Origin of the sequence: Blautia sp. AF32-4BH (assembly GCF_003460565.1) — a bacterium.
Classification (GTDB): Bacteria; Bacillota; Clostridia; order Lachnospirales; family Lachnospiraceae; genus Fusicatenibacter; species Fusicatenibacter saccharivorans.
The window spans coordinates 56,617-73,940 of record NZ_QTVL01000002.1; the positions used below are offsets into that span (position 1 = coordinate 56,617).

At 49.9% G+C, this 17,324-nt stretch carries 14 protein-coding genes; 3 read left to right on the forward strand and 11 right to left on the reverse strand.

What is annotated here, in order from left to right:
- Window positions 1-111 precede the first annotated feature (111 nt).
- Entirely contained in the window at window positions 112-1,128 is a 1,017-nt protein-coding gene (locus DWZ44_RS03015) for a LacI family DNA-binding transcriptional regulator (protein ID WP_117804195.1), read from the reverse strand.
- A 241-nt stretch (window positions 1,129-1,369) separates the two neighbouring features.
- Here DWZ44_RS03015 and DWZ44_RS03020 point away from each other — a divergent pair, with 241 nt between their 5' ends.
- Window positions 1,370-3,010 (forward strand): InlB B-repeat-containing protein, encoded by a 1,641-nt coding sequence (locus tag DWZ44_RS03020; protein WP_117760480.1) that lies wholly within the window; start codon window positions 1,370-1,372, stop codon window positions 3,008-3,010.
- A gap of 123 nt (window positions 3,011-3,133) precedes the next feature.
- On the opposite strand, the gene DWZ44_RS03025 is transcribed toward DWZ44_RS03020, so the two are convergent.
- Window positions 3,134-3,436 carry a Dabb family protein gene (locus DWZ44_RS03025; protein ID WP_022462610.1) on the reverse strand — a complete coding sequence of 101 codons (303 nt, stop codon included), beginning with the start codon at window positions 3,434-3,436 and terminating at the stop codon, window positions 3,134-3,136.
- Between the two features lie 69 nt (window positions 3,437-3,505).
- Window positions 3,506-4,252 carry an RNA polymerase sigma factor region1.1 domain-containing protein gene (locus tag DWZ44_RS03030; RefSeq protein ID WP_147342020.1) on the reverse strand — a complete coding sequence of 249 codons (747 nt, stop codon included), beginning with the start codon at window positions 4,250-4,252 and terminating at the stop codon, window positions 3,506-3,508.
- A gap of 140 nt (window positions 4,253-4,392) precedes the next feature.
- Between DWZ44_RS03030 and DWZ44_RS03035 the strand changes: the two genes are divergently transcribed.
- Window positions 4,393-5,022 carry an HdeD family acid-resistance protein gene (locus DWZ44_RS03035; RefSeq protein ID WP_022462612.1) on the forward strand — a complete coding sequence of 210 codons (630 nt, stop codon included), beginning with the start codon at window positions 4,393-4,395 and terminating at the stop codon, window positions 5,020-5,022.
- Between the two features lie 110 nt (window positions 5,023-5,132).
- Here the strand turns inward: DWZ44_RS03035 and DWZ44_RS03040 are convergent, their stop codons facing one another.
- The 3 genes from DWZ44_RS03040 to DWZ44_RS03050 all read right to left on the reverse strand — a co-directional run bounded on the left by DWZ44_RS03040 (window position 5,133) and on the right by DWZ44_RS03050 (window position 10,403).
- Entirely contained in the window at window positions 5,133-7,934 is a 2,802-nt protein-coding gene (locus DWZ44_RS03040) for a glycoside hydrolase family 3 protein (protein WP_117804196.1), read from the reverse strand.
- 175 nt (window positions 7,935-8,109) lie between these two features.
- Window positions 8,110-9,468, reverse strand: a complete 1,359-nt coding sequence (locus tag DWZ44_RS03045; RefSeq protein WP_055226948.1) for a sodium-dependent transporter — start codon at window positions 9,466-9,468, stop codon at window positions 8,110-8,112.
- A 77-nt stretch (window positions 9,469-9,545) separates the two neighbouring features.
- A complete protein-coding gene (locus DWZ44_RS03050) occupies window positions 9,546-10,403 on the reverse strand; it encodes an AraC family transcriptional regulator (RefSeq protein WP_117509636.1) in 858 nt (285 codons plus the stop codon).
- A 111-nt stretch (window positions 10,404-10,514) separates the two neighbouring features.
- On the opposite strand from DWZ44_RS03050, the gene DWZ44_RS03055 reads away from it, so the two are divergent.
- Entirely contained in the window at window positions 10,515-11,819 is a 1,305-nt protein-coding gene (locus tag DWZ44_RS03055) for a glycoside hydrolase family 27 protein (RefSeq protein WP_117801959.1), read from the forward strand.
- A gap of 88 nt (window positions 11,820-11,907) precedes the next feature.
- Here the strand turns inward: DWZ44_RS03055 and sigE are convergent, their stop codons facing one another.
- The 5 genes from sigE to murA form a co-directional block, all read right to left on the reverse strand.
- A complete protein-coding gene (gene sigE, locus DWZ44_RS03060; protein ID WP_330377007.1) occupies window positions 11,908-12,606 on the reverse strand; it encodes an RNA polymerase sporulation sigma factor SigE in 699 nt (232 codons plus the stop codon).
- 42 nt (window positions 12,607-12,648) lie between these two features.
- Window positions 12,649-13,512 carry a sigma-E processing peptidase SpoIIGA gene (locus DWZ44_RS03065; protein WP_055265761.1) on the reverse strand — a complete coding sequence of 288 codons (864 nt, stop codon included), beginning with the start codon at window positions 13,510-13,512 and terminating at the stop codon, window positions 12,649-12,651.
- Window positions 13,513-13,701: 189 nt separating this feature from the next.
- Complete coding sequence (gene ftsZ / locus DWZ44_RS03070; RefSeq protein ID WP_055219889.1) at window positions 13,702-14,883, reverse strand: cell division protein FtsZ; 1,182 nt, start codon at window positions 14,881-14,883, stop codon at window positions 13,702-13,704.
- Between the two features lie 185 nt (window positions 14,884-15,068).
- Complete coding sequence (locus DWZ44_RS03075) at window positions 15,069-15,986, reverse strand: cell division protein FtsQ/DivIB (protein WP_117804197.1); 918 nt, start codon at window positions 15,984-15,986, stop codon at window positions 15,069-15,071.
- Window positions 15,983-17,248, reverse strand: a complete 1,266-nt coding sequence (gene murA, locus DWZ44_RS03080; RefSeq protein WP_117804198.1) for a UDP-N-acetylglucosamine 1-carboxyvinyltransferase — start codon at window positions 17,246-17,248, stop codon at window positions 15,983-15,985. The genes DWZ44_RS03075 and murA overlap by 4 nt, the downstream gene beginning before the upstream one ends.
- Window positions 17,249-17,324 lie beyond the last annotated feature (76 nt).

Here is a 17,324-nt window from a genome sequence, read left to right on the forward strand (position 1 = left end):
TTGATTCTGTCGTTTGCAAGCACAGTTTACCATACTTCACGGTGATTTTTCAATAGTTTTGCGCAAAACCAGCAGTTTCTACAAGAGTTTTTCTGTAATTTTGGTAACTATTTACTTCGTCAGATCTCTTACCGACTCCCTCTCCACCAGCGTTGTCGGCAATGGCGGAATATCTTTTTGTACCGGCTCATTCTGGATCAGGTGCATCAGGACCTCTACGGCACGGCGTGCTTTTCCATCCACCATCTGATGCACGGTAGTCAGCTTCGGCCGCGCAAGTGTCGCATAAGTAACATCATCAAAGCCCGCAATTGAAATTTCCTCCGGAACCTTTATTCCCCTGTTCTGCAGAAAGTTGGATGCTTCAAGTGCATAGTAATCCGATGAAAAAAAGAGCGCTGTCTGTTTTTTGAAGAACGGAAGCATCTCCTCATATGCCTTCTCCCTCTGCTCTGGATCCCACGGGATCACAATATGGCGGCTTTCAAAGTCCTCAATTCCCGCCTCCTCCATTGCCTGACGCACACCGAGCCACCGATAGTGGTCAACACCGAGATCGCAGTCGGATAAAAAGAGAAATTTTTTATGTCCCTTTCCAATCAGGTACTGACTCATCTGGTACGCACCGCCGCGGTCATCCATCGTAATGGAGCGGACTCCAAGTTCCGGCGGGAGATACTGATCAATGGTTACCAGCGGTTTTCCGAGACGTTCCGAGAGCTCTGCAATCTCCTTTTCCTTCAGAGCCATCGCAATCATGCCGTCAAAATTCCAGCCGAGCGCCTGCTGCATAAGATCATCCTGCTCATGGCGCGCAACCAGCATCATATAGTAGCCGTGTTCCCGGATCTGATACTCCAGATTTCCGAGCATTGCCGACACAAAGGGATCCTCAAAGGAAGATGCATTTCCTTTCTTCATGAAACCAAGCGCCACACCAATAAGACCGGAGCTGTTGTTCGCCAGCATGCGCGCGCTGATACTCGGCACGTACTCCATCTCCTTTAAAATCCGGTTGATTTTCTCGACCGTCGCCTTTGAGACGCGCCCTGTCTTTCCGTGTATTACATTCGAAACCGTCGTCGGGCTGACTCCTGCGCGGTCTGCAATATCTTTGATTCTAATCATCGGTTCTCTGCCTTTCCTTTTTCTTCACAATTTTCTGAATTCTGTTATGTTTATTTTACCAAGACGGTAAAATGTTTACAACTACTTTGCATCGGCAAACACTACAAAATTATTACATTTTCTTAAACGATATGTAAGAAAATCTCCATCCCTCCTTCATTTACTTTCCGCCGGTTCCGTGGTAAGATAGGATGACAGAAAAAGTTCACCTTTTTTCTGTAAGAAAGGACCTACACATCATATGCGGCTTGCATTTACAAATTTTTCGATAAAATCTCCCACTGGCAAGAAATCCGGCCGTTTTTTTCTTGCCCTTTTTCTGGGTATTTTTCTCTTCCTCGCTCATCCCATACTCTGTCAGGCTGGTTTTGCCTCCAGTACGCCGTTTACCGGTGCCTCCTGGGAACTGGTCGGGGAATATCCGATTCTCGGCAGCAACGGCGCGGTGCAGTCCGTCTGTGCGACGGAAGATTATATCATCTGCATCGAAAATTTTAATGATCTGACGACAGAGCCGGACGTAGTCTCTGCCTACTATAAAAATGATACAGACGCAGACGGAAATCCCGTTACGCAGTATTCCCTCGCGCATCAGGTAAGGGACGCAGACTTTGCTCACGCAAACGGTATGGCATACAATCCCGTCACACATGAAATCCTCGTGAGCGGCTACAGCAGCCCGGATGCTTCCAATTACGGATGTATCTTCCGCCTCGACCCGGATACTCTCGAGCAGAAAGAGCGGATCCAGCTCTCGACAAGCTACAATATTCTCGGTATTGATTATCTTCCCTCCACCGGCGGCTATCTGATCCAGACCGATGCGGACGGCGGCTACGGCTTTAAACTCCTCGATGCCTCACTTCAGGTGATGGATGACTGGGGCACGTATCCCTTCGATTTTTACATGGAAAACTTTCAGGATCTCTGTGTTTCCGGCGATCTCTTTTTTCTTTTTCCGCTGACGATGCATCTCGGAATCGGAAACTTTATCCAGACATACTCGCTCTCGCAGAAAACACTGCTTGCGGACGACACGGTTGATTTTGGCTTTTCCGACGATATCACCATCAATGAACCAGAGGGCCTCTGTGAGACAAATCCTGGGGAATTTATTGCGATTGTAAACGTAACAAAGGCAGATGGTGGACGGTACGTGCAGTTCTACCGCACCCGGGTGCCGTATCTGTTCACGGTTTCCACTTCCGCGGCGGAGCATGGCTCGGTGTCCGAGGGCGGGGAAGTTTCCAGCGGAGAGGAAAAAACCGTTTCCTACACGGCAGACGAAGGCTTCCGGCTCGCGAAGCTCTCGGTGGACGGCTTGTATCTGCCGGTGACGGAATATCCGGACAGCTACACATTTTCCGATATCCAGAAGGATCATACCCTTGCCGTAACGTTTGAACCGGTTCCGACGGCGACACCGACGCCGACTGCCACTGCGACGCCGACCGAAACACCGGCCATAACCCAGACACCGGAACCGGCCATTTCCAAAGCACCGGCATCATCCACGGTTTCCTTCTCATCTGTGGCTTCCCATTTCGCAGCGTTCTGGAAAGGCACTGTGCATGCCGCTTCCTGGTTCCGCCATCTTGCCTCGGCCGGTGCATCCCTTTTTGCCCGTATCCGGAAGGCAGATCCTGTTTTTCTGGCGATGCCGTTTGTCCTTCTCGTTCTGATTCTGCTCTTTGTCCTCCGCCTGCGGTATGTCCGCCGCATCCGGCGGGAGCGGTCGCGGAAAGCGCTGGAACACAGAAGAAGAACGTACGAAGAACTGGTCAGAGAATTTACGGAAAATCCGAAGGACGAAAAGGTTTCCATCGATGAGCTGCTGCTTACAATTGACGAACTGCAGAAGGAAGAACAGAAAAACACTTAAATGAAACGTATTCACCAGATCAGGAATTGATCTTCTCGGCACAAAAAAAGTATCCCGTTCCTTTTGGGGAAGCGGGATACTTTTTTATTTAAACGGGCAACGAGCTAAAGTCCGTGCTTGTTTTTACTCTTCGTAATCGAGTGCTGCACGCTCCGTTGTGTACGGACGTACATAGGTGTCTGCTACTTTTACGTGCTCCGGATGTTTTGCATATACAGCTACATCCTCTGCTTTTTCCAGTGTTGTGACAAGTGCCATATCATGGGTGGAAGATGCAAGCGGTGCTTCTACAAAGTCAACCGTCAACAGTCCCGGCACTTTGCCGACCAGGCTTTTCAGGTTCTCTGCCATCGCTTTTTTCAGCTCCGGTTTCTTTGCATCCTCTACTTCCGGTTTGAATTTCCACATAACAATATGATGTACCATTGTATTTTTCTCCTTTGCTTTTGTTTTATTGCCAATTCACACAGTTTCTGTGCAAATACCAGCCTTTTGTTACGGCTCTTCGCCTGCAATCCGCAGAATATCCTCAATCTCTTCCACGGACATGTCAAGATACGCGGAAAGCTCTGCCACACTGAAATCCATGTCATCGCCGTCGGAGAGTTCCTCGATGGCGTCTTTTAAGCGGTTTACTTTATTGACTACAGTATTGTCCTTGTGTTTCTGAACTCTGTGTTCTTCCATGAAATCGCTGATCGTCTCACGCACAGCCGCATCAATCGCCTGCTCCGCCGTCTCAGCTTTTACAACGGACTCCAGCGCTACTAAAAGTCCGACATTTCCCTCCTGCACCAGATCCATCAGGAAGAAATCGCGGGTGTGCATTTCTTTTGCGGTCTCAATAACTTTCGGAAGCCAGAGCTGCACGAGCATGCTCTTTGCAAGGGAATCGCCCTCTGCCGCTTTCCGGTAAAGCTCTGCCGTTTCTTCCTCCGACGGTGTTTCTGTCTCCGGCAGTTCGTCAAGATACTGCTGTAAGGCACGCAGCTCCTCCTCGGAAAACTCCGGTTTTTTCTTTTCTTTTTCGGTCTCCTCCGGCACGACGCCCGGCTCATAATCTGCCACATCGACCTGCTCCATCGTCAGATATTCGCAGACAAAGGTGACTTTCTGCTCATCCAGTGCAAAGTCTTCAAAAAAGTCTCTGACTTCTTTCATCGTTACTTTATTTTCATGGTCTCTGGCGTATGACAGCAATTCGGAGAGCTTCTCCTGGAACTTTTTCTGTTCGTCCTGCATCTTTTTTACCCTCTCTTTCTTCCGTTTCACGATTCCATTTCTTCGTACATTTTTTTCAATTTGTCCATTGCTTTTTCTGCTTTGAAAAGCTACTATAAAAGCAAACGAAAAACCACATTCAAGTGGAAAGGAGAATCCTTATGAAACAATTTTTTCAGGATGTGAAAAACAGTTTCCTGCTTTCAGCCGCTGTCTCTATTATACTAGGTATCGTGCTGATCGTCTACCCCGTAAAAACGAGTTTGCTGATCTGTTATATCGCCGGAGCACTGCTCCTGTTTGGCGGCGTTGTTGCGTTGATCCGCTACATTGCAAGCCGCGGCGAGCCGTTTTTCTTCCGCTACGATCTGTTCGTTGCCCTGGTACTGATTCTGTTCGGCTGCTTCGTTATCTTTGAAAGTGACCTTGTAATCGCATTCATCCCGGTTGTCATCGGTATCATCCTTCTGGCAAACGGACTGCTCAGCATTCAGAAGGCGTTCAACCTCAAAAAAACAGGGCTGGAAAAATGGTGGCTTGAGTTCCTGCTGGCTCTTTTAACCAGCGTTCTCGGCATCATCATCTGTACCAATCCGTTTGATGCCGTTGCAACCACAAACATTTTCATCGGTATCTGCCTTGTCTACAGCGGCATTTCCGATCTTGTCACCACCTACTACATGGGCCGCGCAAAACGCCGGATCAAAAACGTCATCCAGACCGAGATCAACCAGCAGAAAATCCTGCACGATGACAATGTGATTGATGTGGATGAGGACGAGCTTCACTAAAAAACAGCTTCTTCCATAAAAATCTTCTTTCATACGAAAAACCGGAACCCGGCACCGCTTTCAAACAGCGGCTCCCGGGTTCCGGTTTTTCTCTGTATTTCTTTTTTTATTTATTCCTCGTGTTTGCTCAGTACTTCCATGCCTTCTCTTAACTTCAGGCGGATCTTTCCAAGCTCCAGACCATTTGCGCCGAAGTACAGCTTCAGGTAGTGGTTCGGGCCGAAGAAGAAGCCAAGGTCTCTCGTCTCTTTGATCCACTCACCTTTTGTTCCGCGGATGCTGATCATAGTTTTTACGATATTGTCGATGTACACGGTTACCGGCAGCTGTGCGAGGTCTTCCAGATCGGATTTCATCTCGATTTCGATATCGTACGTTCCCATCTTGTCAGCCAGAATCGTAACACCGCATACTTCACTGTTTCCTTTTTTCGTGTTCCATGCGGATGCGTCAATCACAACATCTCCCGTTGCCGGATCTGCCTCGTATGTTACAAGATCTGCTGCAACGAAATCGTTGTCGCCCATCTGCTCCTGTGCTTCTTTCTCTTCCTCGCTGATGCGGTCCAGGAACCGTAAGATGCTTGGAGTTCCAAGGATGAAATGCAGGACATTCATCGCATTTCTCTGCAGGTCGCCTCTTGTGATCTCGCCGTTTTCCAGTGCCTCTTTCACATCGTCCTGTCCCATATCGGAGCAGTCGGTGCATACCATGAAGACATCGTTTCCGGCAGATACCATCGGTGCATGGGTTGTTTTGGTTGCTTCATATCCCTCACGGTTTGACATTGCCCACCAGTCAGTCATAACGAAGCCGTCGTAGTTCCACTCGCCGCGCAGAATCGTGGTCAGAAGATCGTAATTTCCTGCAGTCCAGATGCCGTTGACCGGTCCGTAAGTGCTCATGATGGATCTTGCGCCGCCTTCTTTGACTGCGATTTCATATCCCTTCAGATAGATTTCACGCAGGGCACGCTCGGAAACAACGGCGTCCACATGATGTCGGTTGGACTCCTGGTTATTTGCACAGAAATGTTTGATGGTTCCGGTTACATCGGATTTTTCCATACCAAGAATCTGTACGGCACTGATCCATCCGGTCAGGTACGGATCCTCGGAGATATACTCAAAGTTACGGCCGTTCAGCGGGTTTCTGTGAATATTCATACCAGGTCCGAGCAAGGCATCGACACGGTTCTGTCTCATCTCGCGTCCTGCCATCTCGTACAGATCTTCTACCAGCGGAAGGTCAAACGTACAGCCAAGCAGGGTTCCGTTCGGCATGGAGAAGGCTCTCGTTCCGCAGTCAAAGCGGAGTCCGGACGGGCCGTCGGTACAGCAGGCTGCCGGAATACCGAATTCCTGCAGTTCCGGTGTCAGGCCGCCGAATGCTGCTGCGGTTCCCGGAGTAACCTTCGGGCTGCACATGCCCTCGCCGCGGAAGATGCAGATCAGATCTTCATCGGAAAGCTGTGCCACGAACTCTTCCATCGTTACTTTCTTATCCAGGACATCACCGAGCTTGTAGCCTTTGTCACCGGTATAGGTGATCGGCTCCATGCGGTTTTCTTTCATGCGCTCGATCGGATCTACGGTGCGCAGAGGAGCTGCCTCATATCCCGGTTTTAACGTTCCGTCTTCGCCCGGAACAGCTTTCATGCGCTCAAATGCTTCTACCGGAGCCATAGCCTCGGTCAGGATCTCAACCACTTTGAACGGCTGCTCGTATGCACCGGCAAAGGCTGCGCTTCTGACATCGCTTCCGACGTAGAACTCATAACTGCCCTCTTCGAGTACGTAGCAGGATTTGTGGCCGGTTGCACCGCTGTCATCGTAGGATGCAAAGCTCTCTTTGGTCACATCGATCGTCAGCGTCTCTTTTGCGCCTGGTGCAAGAACACCGGTCTTTGCAAAACCGACGAGTGCGCGGGATGGTTTTCCAAGAACACCCTGCGGAGCTTTTACATAAACCTGAACAACCTCTTTACCATCCGTTTTGCCGGTATTTTCAACGGTTGCCGTCACGGTTACATTGTCAACATCTTTCTCTTCTGCCTCTGCGGTCACGGCAAATGTCGTATAGGAAAGACCAAAACCGAACGGATACAATACTTTCTCTTTTGCAAAGGTCTCAAAGTAGCGGTATCCGACGTAGATATCCTCTTTGTACTCATTGCGGGTCAGATCGCCGAAGCAGCTTTGGGACGGATAGTCCTCGATATTCTCTGCAATCGTGTCGGTCAGCTTACCGCACGGATTGACTCTTCCCATCAGTACATCGGCAACACCGTTTCCGCCTTCCTGACCACCCTGCCATACATAGAGAACAGCTGCCGGATTGCACTCTTTCACCCATTTCATGTCGATAATATTTCCGACGTTCAGCACAACGATTGTTCTTGCAAATGCTTTGCTGACTTTTTCTACCATCTCTTTTTCAGTATCGGTTAAGAGATAGCTGCCTGCCTCATTTTTGTTGTCCTGATCCTCACCTGCGGTACGGCCTACAACAACGATGGCTGCATCGGCGCCTTTTGCACTCTCCACGATCTCGTCGGTCAGCTCCATCTCTTTTTGGGACCACGGCACCTTGCCCCAGCCCTGTCCTTCGTCGTACGGATTTTTCTCGATCCATTTTTCGTATGTTCCAAGAAGATTCTCGTCGAGTGTAATGTCTTTTTCTTCTTTTAAGGCATCCAGAATACCGACAACGTATTTCGTATTGACAAGACCGCCGGAGCCAAGTCCGCTCTTATAATAGTGGAATGCAATTCTTCCGAAAACAGCCACTTTGTCTCCTTTTCGAAGCGGGAGTGCCTCATTTTCGTTTTTCAGAAGTACACAGCCTTCTGCCGCTGCCTGACGGGCCAGTGCTGCATATTTGTTGAAATCCAGTGGTGTAAATTTTCCCATTTTGTTCCCCTTTCTCCTGTATCCTTTCTGATCCGACAAGTGCCGGGACACCTGATACTTCCGGGTCCCGGCACCTGTTCTGGTCTCTTGTCTTTTATTATCTCGTATTCCTGGCTTTTTTTCCAGTTCTTTTCTTATCTTTTTTTCGTCTGATATTGACCTTTTTGTTCCTGTCTTATCCGATCAGTCCCTGGACAATTAATACCAGAAGCAGCAACGGCAGAATATAAGAAAGATAAACCCGTACCCAGTCCGGCACTTTCAGGCCCCCGCCCTTATTTGCCTCTGCCTGGTAGTTTTTGAAGCCCCAGCCCCATTTTGAAGTACAGAACAGAAGGTAAATCAGAGAGCCGACCGGCAGCAGAAGGTTGCTGACGATAAAGTCCTCAAGATCAAGAACGGTGCTTCCTGCGCCGAGCGGCTGGAATCCGGACCACACATTGTAGCCGAGTGCACACGGCAGGGATCCTAAGATCACCAGAATGCAGTTGATGATGGCTGACTGTTTTCTGGAAACGCCGAAAATCTCAGAAAAACAGCACATGATATTCTCAAATACAGCGATGATGGTAGACAGCGCCGCAAAGAACAGGAACAGGAAGAAGAAGCTTCCGAAAATCCGTCCGCCCTTCATCGAGGTGAAAATGTGCGGCAGCGTCATAAAGATCAGCTTCGGGCCGCTGTCCGGCTGTACGTTGTAGGAGAAGCACGCCGGGAAAATGATGAGGCCTGCGGTAATCGCTACAAACGTATCGAGCGCTGCAATGCTGACTGCCTCGCCGAGCAGGGATTTTCCGCCGTTTAAGTAGCTGCCGAAAATCAGCATCGCGCCGATACCAAGGCTCAGCGTAAAAAATGCCTGGCTCATCGCGTTTGTGATAATGTGGAACAGTCCCACCTGTTCGATCTGCTGCATATCCGGCACCAGATAGAATTTCAGTCCCTCTTTGGCACCCGGCATCGTAAAGCTGTAAACCGCAAGGAAAATCATGATGACCATCAACACGATCATCATCACCTTTGTAACACGCTCCACGCCGTTCTGCAGACCCACCGAACAGATCAGAAAGCCTGCAATTGTAATAATCAGCATGGTAATGACAAGAATCGACGGAGATGAAAGCATCTCGTTGAATTTTCCGGTTACGGCGTCGCCTGTCAGGCCGCTGAATTTTCCGATTAAAAAGCTGTAGAAATAGTACAGCATCCAGCCTGCAACGACGGTGTAGAACATCATCAGCAGATAGTTTCCGATGAGGGCAACGTATCCGTGGATATGCCACTTCTGCCCTTTCTTTTCCAGTTCCCCATACGCGCGCACGGTACTCTTTTTGCTTCCTCTTCCGATGGCAAGCTCCATCGACAGAATCGGAACTCCCATGATGGCAAGGAACAGCAGGTAAAACAGCACGAAAATGCCGCCTCCGTTGTTTCCTACCATATACGGAAATTTCCATACATTTCCGATGCCGATGGCACATCCTGCCGAAAGCAGAAGAAAGCCAAGGCGCGATTGGAATGTTTCTCGTTCCATTTCTTTTTGTTCCTCCCTTTTTTCTTCCATACTCCCGGAATTTCTCCGCAAGTACATCTTCGTACAAAACCAAAACTTCAGACAGCACCGTTCTGCCGTTCTTTCCGGTATGCCGACGGCGAGATTCCCATATGGTGACGGAATACTTTTCCAAAATAGTTTCCACTGGAAAATCCGGTTTCTGCTGCAATCTCTTCCACACTCTTTCCGGTATTCAAGAGCAGCGTCATCGCTTTGCGAATTCTCGCTTCCTGAAGATACTGCATGGGAGAAACGCCTGTTTCCTCCCGGAAGCATCTCGTAAAATGGGCAAAGGAAACCCGGCTCTGTTCTGCCAGCTGTTCAATCCCCTGCACAGATGCGCAGTCGGTATCCATCTGCCGTATCGCTTCCCGAACAAAAAAATGTGTCTGCTTCCGCTCCGGACGCTGTACCTCCCGCAGAAGAGAACAAAAAAACTGATACAAAAACACACCGCATTCATACGGTTCCGACCGGTAACCGTTTTTCAGTTTTCGATGCATCTGCAGTGCAGTCCGAATTGGCTCGCTATCTGCATCCGCATAAAAAACATCTCCTGTTTTTTCAAACAGTCGTTCTGCCGCATAGGACACTGCACTTCCACGAAAATGAAAATACAGAAAAATCCATGGTTCTTCGGATTCCGGATGCAGATAATATCTGCTATTCTCCGGAATCTGACACAAAAATCCTCTCCCGGGACGCATTTCATACGTTTTTCCGTTTTTTTCAAACCATCCTGTTCCCGAAAGCGTATACTGCATCAGCCATCCGGAATATGTTCCGCGGTCTGTATTATGAAATGCATACGGTTCCTTCCATCTCTTTTCCACCCCGCCGTCCAGCAGCAAAAACGGAGCGTTCGGCCAGTGATCCAGATCCAGGATTCCATATACTCCGATCAGATCTTCCATCAAAAAATTACCTCTTTTATCCGGTTTGTCTTCTTGTTTTGCACTATGTCCTTTATTATACTTTTCTTATCAGAAAAAAACAAGCATTGCTTTAGAAAGGAGTTTTTTCTTATGCATCTGACAAACAAAAATACATGTGCACCAACCCCACCGATGGGCTGGAACAGCTACGATTACTATGATACAACCGTGGACGAGGCTGCGGTAAAGGCAAATGCCGACTATATGGCAAAGCACTTAAAAGCATATGGCTGGGAGTATATTGTAGTGGATATCCAGTGGTATGCAAAAAAGGCCGGTTCCATGCGCGACCGGTATCAGTATATTCCATTCTCTGAACTGGAAATGGACGAATACTCCCGTCTGCTGCCGGATCCCGAACGTTTTCCATCTTCTGCAGACGGTTCCGGCTTTAAACCACTTGCCGACTATGTACACAGTCTGGGGCTGAAATTCGGAATTCACATCATGCGCGGTATTCCGCGAATCGCTGCACATCATCACGGAAAGATCAAGAACAGTTCTCTTGGTGCTGAACACGTTGCCGATCCTACGGTCATCTGCGGCTGGAATCCGGATATGTACGGTGTACGCGATCTTCCGGAAGGACAGCTTTACTATGATTCCCTGCTGGAGCTCTACGCTTCCTGGGGTGTTGATTACATTAAATGCGATGATATCTGTAATACCAACATGCACAAAAATCCGTTTGCAGCTGCGCATGAGATCGAGATGCTCTCGAATGCCATCCAAAAATGCGGACGGCCGATCGTCCTCTCTCTGTCTCCGGGACCTGCGCTCATAGAGAAAGCATGGTTCTATGAAAAGCACGCGAATCTCTGGCGCATCACCGATGATTTCTGGGACAACTGGGCACAGTTAAAGGATATGTTCCAGCGTTGCGAGCTCTGGCAGAGCCACGTCTCTGCCGGCTGTTATCCGGACTGTGATATGCTGCCGCTTGGCGAACTCGGAAAAGGTTTTGCTACAGAACATCATACGTATTTTACCCCGGATGAGCAGAAAACGATGATGACACTCTGGTGTCTCTTCGGCTCTCCACTGATGCTCGGTGCCGAAATGACGCTTCTCGATGACGATACACTGGCACTTCTTACGAACACGGATATTCTCGCGATGCTGCCTCCGTCCGTTCGTCCGCATCAGATCACGCGTACAGACAATGAAGCTGTGTGGTATGCAAAGGATGACACAACCGGAACAACCTACGTTGCACTTTTTAATCTTTCGGATGCACCGCAGACGGTTTCTTCCACACTTGCCGATGCAGACTGCCCACTGGAGTCTGTTGCGGCGAAAGAACTCTGGAGCGGTAAAGCACTTTCTTTAAACGGCGGTTTTTCTGCTTCTCTTGCTCCGCACGCCTGCAGCGTATGCCGTTTTGAAACACGATAAAACGATCATTTCTTAAAACAAGCAGCAAATCATGTCCTGCCCGGGACCAAAACAATGGTTTTTCCTCCGGGCAGGGCATTTTTATGCTCTATTCATACCGCGCAATCTCTTTCCGCAGCCGCTTCATAATCCGTTTTTCCAGCCGCGAGATATACGACTGGGAAATCCCGAGAAGATCCGCGACTTCTTTCTGCGTTTTCTCCCGTCCCTCCGGCATATTGATGCCGAACCGGAGCTTCACAATCACCTGCTCCCGCTCAGAGAGCTTGCTGATTGCGCTTCCCAGCACGCGATGTTCCGCCTCCTGCTCGAGCCCCTGATAGATCACATCCTCCTCCGTTCCGAGGATATCCGACAAAAGAAGCTCATTTCCATCCCAGTCTACATTGAGCGGCTCATCGATCGAGACCTCCATCCGTGTCTTGTTATTTCTCCGCAGATACATCAGAATCTCGTTCTCAATGCACCGGGACGCGTACGTGGCAAGCTTGATCTTTTTTTCCGGATTGAACGTGTTAATTGCCTTGATGAGGCCGATGGTTCCAATCGAAATCAGATCCTCCACACCAACTCCTGTATTATCAAATTTCTGTGCAATGTAGACGACGAGACGCAGGTTGTGTTCGATCAGCTCGCTCCTTGCCGTCTCGTTTTCCGGATCGGAAAGCCCCGCAATCGCATCGGCCTCCTCCTGTCCTTCCAAAGGCGCCGGGAGAACATCTGTGCCCCCGATATAAAAAATTTCCCCTGTCTGACGAAATACAGCCGGCACGGACCGCGGCAGCATACGAAGCCGGAATCCGTTTGGCAGTGCAGCCTGCAGCATACTTCATTCCTCCTGTCCTTCCATGAGATCTGGATGCAAAATTATTTCATAGCCCCTGGGAGATGAACTATTTTCTCCGCCAAGCGCAATCAGCGGTCCGCTTATGTGCCTGGCTGTATGTTCTGTCACAAGAATCATTTCCGAGATCCGGATCACCGGCAGAAAGCCCCGGCCTTCCAGTCCGCGAAACGGTATGTAACGGGGCTGCAGCGCAAGAAGCCGTTCCGGCTCCGGCACCGTCTCGTGCCTTGCAAGCGCCGCAATCCCTGTCCGCATTTCGTCCGGGAACAATTCGAGTATCACAGTGTACGGTACGACCGAGACCGGCTTTTTGGTTGTGGCATCCCGCAAAGTATTGCCCGTGTCGTACAGTCCTTTTACTTTTTTCCATTTCCCATTCTGCACAAGCTGTACCGTAACCTGCCTGGCGTGTTCCAGGAGTATCTCCTTTCGGATCTTCAGCAGGAGGAGTGTTCCCGCATATGCGGCACTCCCGGAAAGAAGAAAAAGAAAAATTCCCCTTCCCGGCATCAGCTCCCGGAACAGGCGGTATGCACTGCCGATCAGAAAACCGGACAGTATATAGCCTGCCATTCCCACCACAAGATCCCGTACTGTCGTGATTCTGCAGCCAGATTTCACCATCCCTGTTGTAATTCCGATTCCGACCAGGGCGAGCAGCGCACCCGGCAGATACCGTGCAAACACGGCATACAGCACCGCATAACCGGCGCCGAGCGCGGCTGCCGCAAAACTCCTTCTTCGCGTGGCAGATCGTTTCAGAAGAAAGGAGGAAAGGCGCAGAATAGTATAATTCAGCAGAAGATTCTCTGCAAAGAGAAGATCCAGAAAGATCTCATAGTGCAAAAAAACACCCCCTGCGCCTTTTGCATGGTCTGAATTTCTAACAGACCCTATTATAGACGGAAGGGGGTGAATTTTTTGTCGTTTTCGGAAGAATGACCTTCTTTTTTGATCAACAAACTTCGACACGCCGCAACATTTTCGGTCTGCGGCGTGTCGAGGTAAATTCGTTATTTGCTTATTATTCTTTGCTTATCTGCGGTTTCTTAAGAAATCCGGGATCTGGATGTCCTTTTTCGGAACATTGCTTGTCATGGTCTGCTGAGCCTGTACCTGCGGCTGCACCTGAACCTGTGGCTGCGGCTGTACCGGAGCGGAAGCTTTCGGAGCAGTGTGTACCGGAGCGGCTGCCTGTGCAGAGAAGCTGCTGCTGGAAAATGCGCTCTTTCTTGCATCTGCCGGCTCTTTGCGGGATACGCTTGCCTGTTTCGCCGTTGCATCGTTGAGGCCTGTTGCGATAACGGTGATCTTCGCTGTATCGGTAACAGAATCATCATACATAGCACCGAAGATGATGTTTGCATCCTCTCCAGCCAGATTCTGTACGTAACTTGCAGCATCGTTTGCATCCATAAGGGAGATATCTCCGGAAATGTTGATGATAACGTGGCTTGCACCCTCGATGGTGGTCTCAAGCAGCGGACTGGAAACAGCCTGCTGTACAGCCTCGAGCGCTTTGTCGTCGCCCTTTGCCTCGCCGATACCGATGTGGGCGATACCCTTGTCGGTCATAACGGTCTGAACATCTGCGAAGTCGAGGTTGATGAGTGCCGGCAGGTTGATCAGGTCTGTGATGCCCTGTACGGCCTGCTGCAGAACCTCGTCTGCTTTCTTTAATGCCTCCGGCATGGTTGTCCGGCGGTCTACGATTTCAAGAAGTTTGTCGTTCGGGATCACGATCAGGGTATCTACGTTTTCCTCGAGTTTTTCGATTCCCATCAGCGCATTGCTCATACGGGTTCTTGCCTCGAATTTGAACGGTTTTGTTACAACGCCGACAGTCAGAATGCCCATTTCTTTTGCAACGCCTGCTACAACCGGTGCTGCACCTGTTCCGGTTCCGCCGCCCATACCGCAGGTGACGAATACCATATCAGCGCCTTCCATGATCTGTTTGAGCTCTTCGATGCTCTCCTCGGCTGCTTTCTCTCCAACCTCAGGTTTTGCTCCTGCGCCCAGTCCCTTGGTCAGCTTCTCGCCGATCTGGAGAATGGTAGGTGCCTTACAGAGGGTCAGCGCCTGTTTATCGGTGTTGATTCCAACGAATTCAACGCCGCCGATGGATTCCTCCACCATTCTATTTACAGCATTATTTCCTGCACCACCTACACCGATTACGATAATCTTTGCAGATGATTCTGCCTCATTTGTCATGATCTCTAACAATTTCAACTTCCTCCTTTTGATTATGAACTGCTGTCTATCTCAAAATAGTCTGATATTCTGATGGTCATACATAAAGATATAATATAATTTCTTCGGAAAATAATCAACTGTTTTTTTCGTATTTCATAAAAAATTCAGGATTATTGCGTTTTTTTGACGGCTTTCCTTTCCTCTTATACATCTTTCGAGAAGACAAAGCTGCTGTCGCCGTCCTTGTAATCCTCCATATGGAGTTCTCCGGAAAGACCGGAAAGGCTCGGCAGGATTGCTGCTACGCGCGTCATCTTTTCTTCTAACGCCGTATCGGTTCCAAGCAGAATCCGCACGGTATCATAGTAATGCAGAATAATTTCGCTGTTCTCATTAAATTCCACACTGTCCGGCGTGATATTGTATTTCTCCGTCATTCTCGTAAGTGCGAGCATGGTGCGGAAAACTGCCGGTTTTTCAACCGGGAGCTGCTTGTTCACGGTCACATAGTCAAACGTAAGTCCTGTTACAAGCGGAACATCGGAAAGGGTCGGCTGAAAGTCTGTCGTTGTCACACGTGCACTTTTAATCGTATCTGCCGAGAGCGCACCGTCGGACGTACTGCTTTCGGATGCAAGCGGCTCACTCGTAAGGGATCCATCCGCACTCGTTCCATCGGAGGCGGTTCCGTCGGAAGGCTCACCCTCCGCAGGTGTTTCCTGCTCCTCGTCCACGCACTCCAGCACGATGCCGTTCTTGTCAAAATAGACCTTCTGGCCTTCGTACTCGACATAACCGACCACTTTTTTCTCATTTACCTGGATGCAGATGGTGTCATAGCTTACAAACGTAAACTCCACGGAGTTCATAAAAGGAATATCGCTCATATCAACCTTCGAATGAAACGTCGTAAGAAGCACCGTGTTTTTCATCCACTTGTCGTCCGCGACCATCTCTTTGATTTCATCTTTTGTATACCGGGTGTTCCCCGCCACCTGGATATTGCGGATTTTGAACACATTAAAAAACAAGGCACCTGCAAGGCCGACGCCAAGCACCACCCCGGTCAGAATCCGTATTTTTCTGTTTTTCTTCTTTTTTCTGTTTTTTTTCTGTCTCATATTTCTTTTTCTACGATAATCTTGGCTCCGAGTTCCCGGAGCGTTTCTGGAAACCGTTCATACCCCCGCTCAATCAGTTCTGTCTGCCGGATTGTGGAAAATCCTTCTGCGGCAAGCGCCGCCGATACGAGTGCCGCGCCGCCCCGAAGATCCTGGGAAACAACTTCTGCACCGTGCAGACGGCTTTTTTCGGCCGTCAGCCATTTTCCGCAGATCTGCAGCGTACCGCCCATTTTCTGCAGCTCCTCTGCCGTCCGGAGGCGGTCCTCAAATACATTTTCACAGATACAGCTCTTTCCTTCCAGCGTCATCGCTGCCGCCAGATACAGCGACTGCAGATCCGTCGGAAAACCGGGATATTCCTCTGTCTCCACGTACGGAACAGCATGCTGCACGTTTTTGCTGTCTGCTACCAGTGTACCACTCTTCCTTGTATATTGTCCACCTATTTTCTGATAGAGGGACAGAACCGCCCCCATTTCGTCCAACGGCGCGCCGGAAAGCGTCAGGTGCCCCCGCGTCGCCGCGCCCATCAGAAGATACGTCCCTGCCGCGATCCGGTCACCCGGAACACGATACCGGCAGCCGGACAGCAGTCTCTTTCCCTGCCTTCCGTAAACGGTAATCTGCTCCGTCCCCTCGCCGGTAATCTCCGCTCCCATGGCCTTAAGAAACCGGCAGAGATGAACCACTTCCGGCTCCCGCGCACAGTGCTCCAGCCTTGTTGCACCTTCCGCTCCGACAGCAAAAAGAACCGCATTTTCCGTCGCCCCGACACTCTTTTTCGGAAAGCAGAGCACGGCTCCTTTCGGATGATCTGCCTTTGCCCGAATGGTGCCGTCCTCCTCGAAGACCTCGGCTCCCAGAAGCTCCATTGCCCTCTGATGCAGGTCCGTCGGCCGCTTTCCGATCCGGCAGCCGCCGGCCCCTGCAAGGTATGCCTCCCCTGTCCTTGCAAGAAGACTTCCCAGAAACAAAAGAGAGGCGCGCAGTCTCTTCGAAAGCGCTCCCTCCACACGGCTTTTTTCGATCTTTTCACAGTTCAGGTGGAGCGCATTCCTCTCCCACCAGACTGTTCCGCCAAGGCTTCTTACAATCTCCGCCATATCCTCCACATCGGAAATCTTCGGGCAGCCTTCCAGCACGACCTCCTCTTTTGTCAGAACCGCCGCCGCGATCATGGGAAGAACGGCATTTTTGGAACCCTGGACTGTTACCGTTCCGCAAAGCCGCCTTCCGCCGAGAATCTGATATACTCCCACCTGTTCTCTCCCATCCGGCCTCTCTTTTTACGGTATGCATTACACTCCCGTTTTGTTCCCGTTCTGCAGCGCTTTT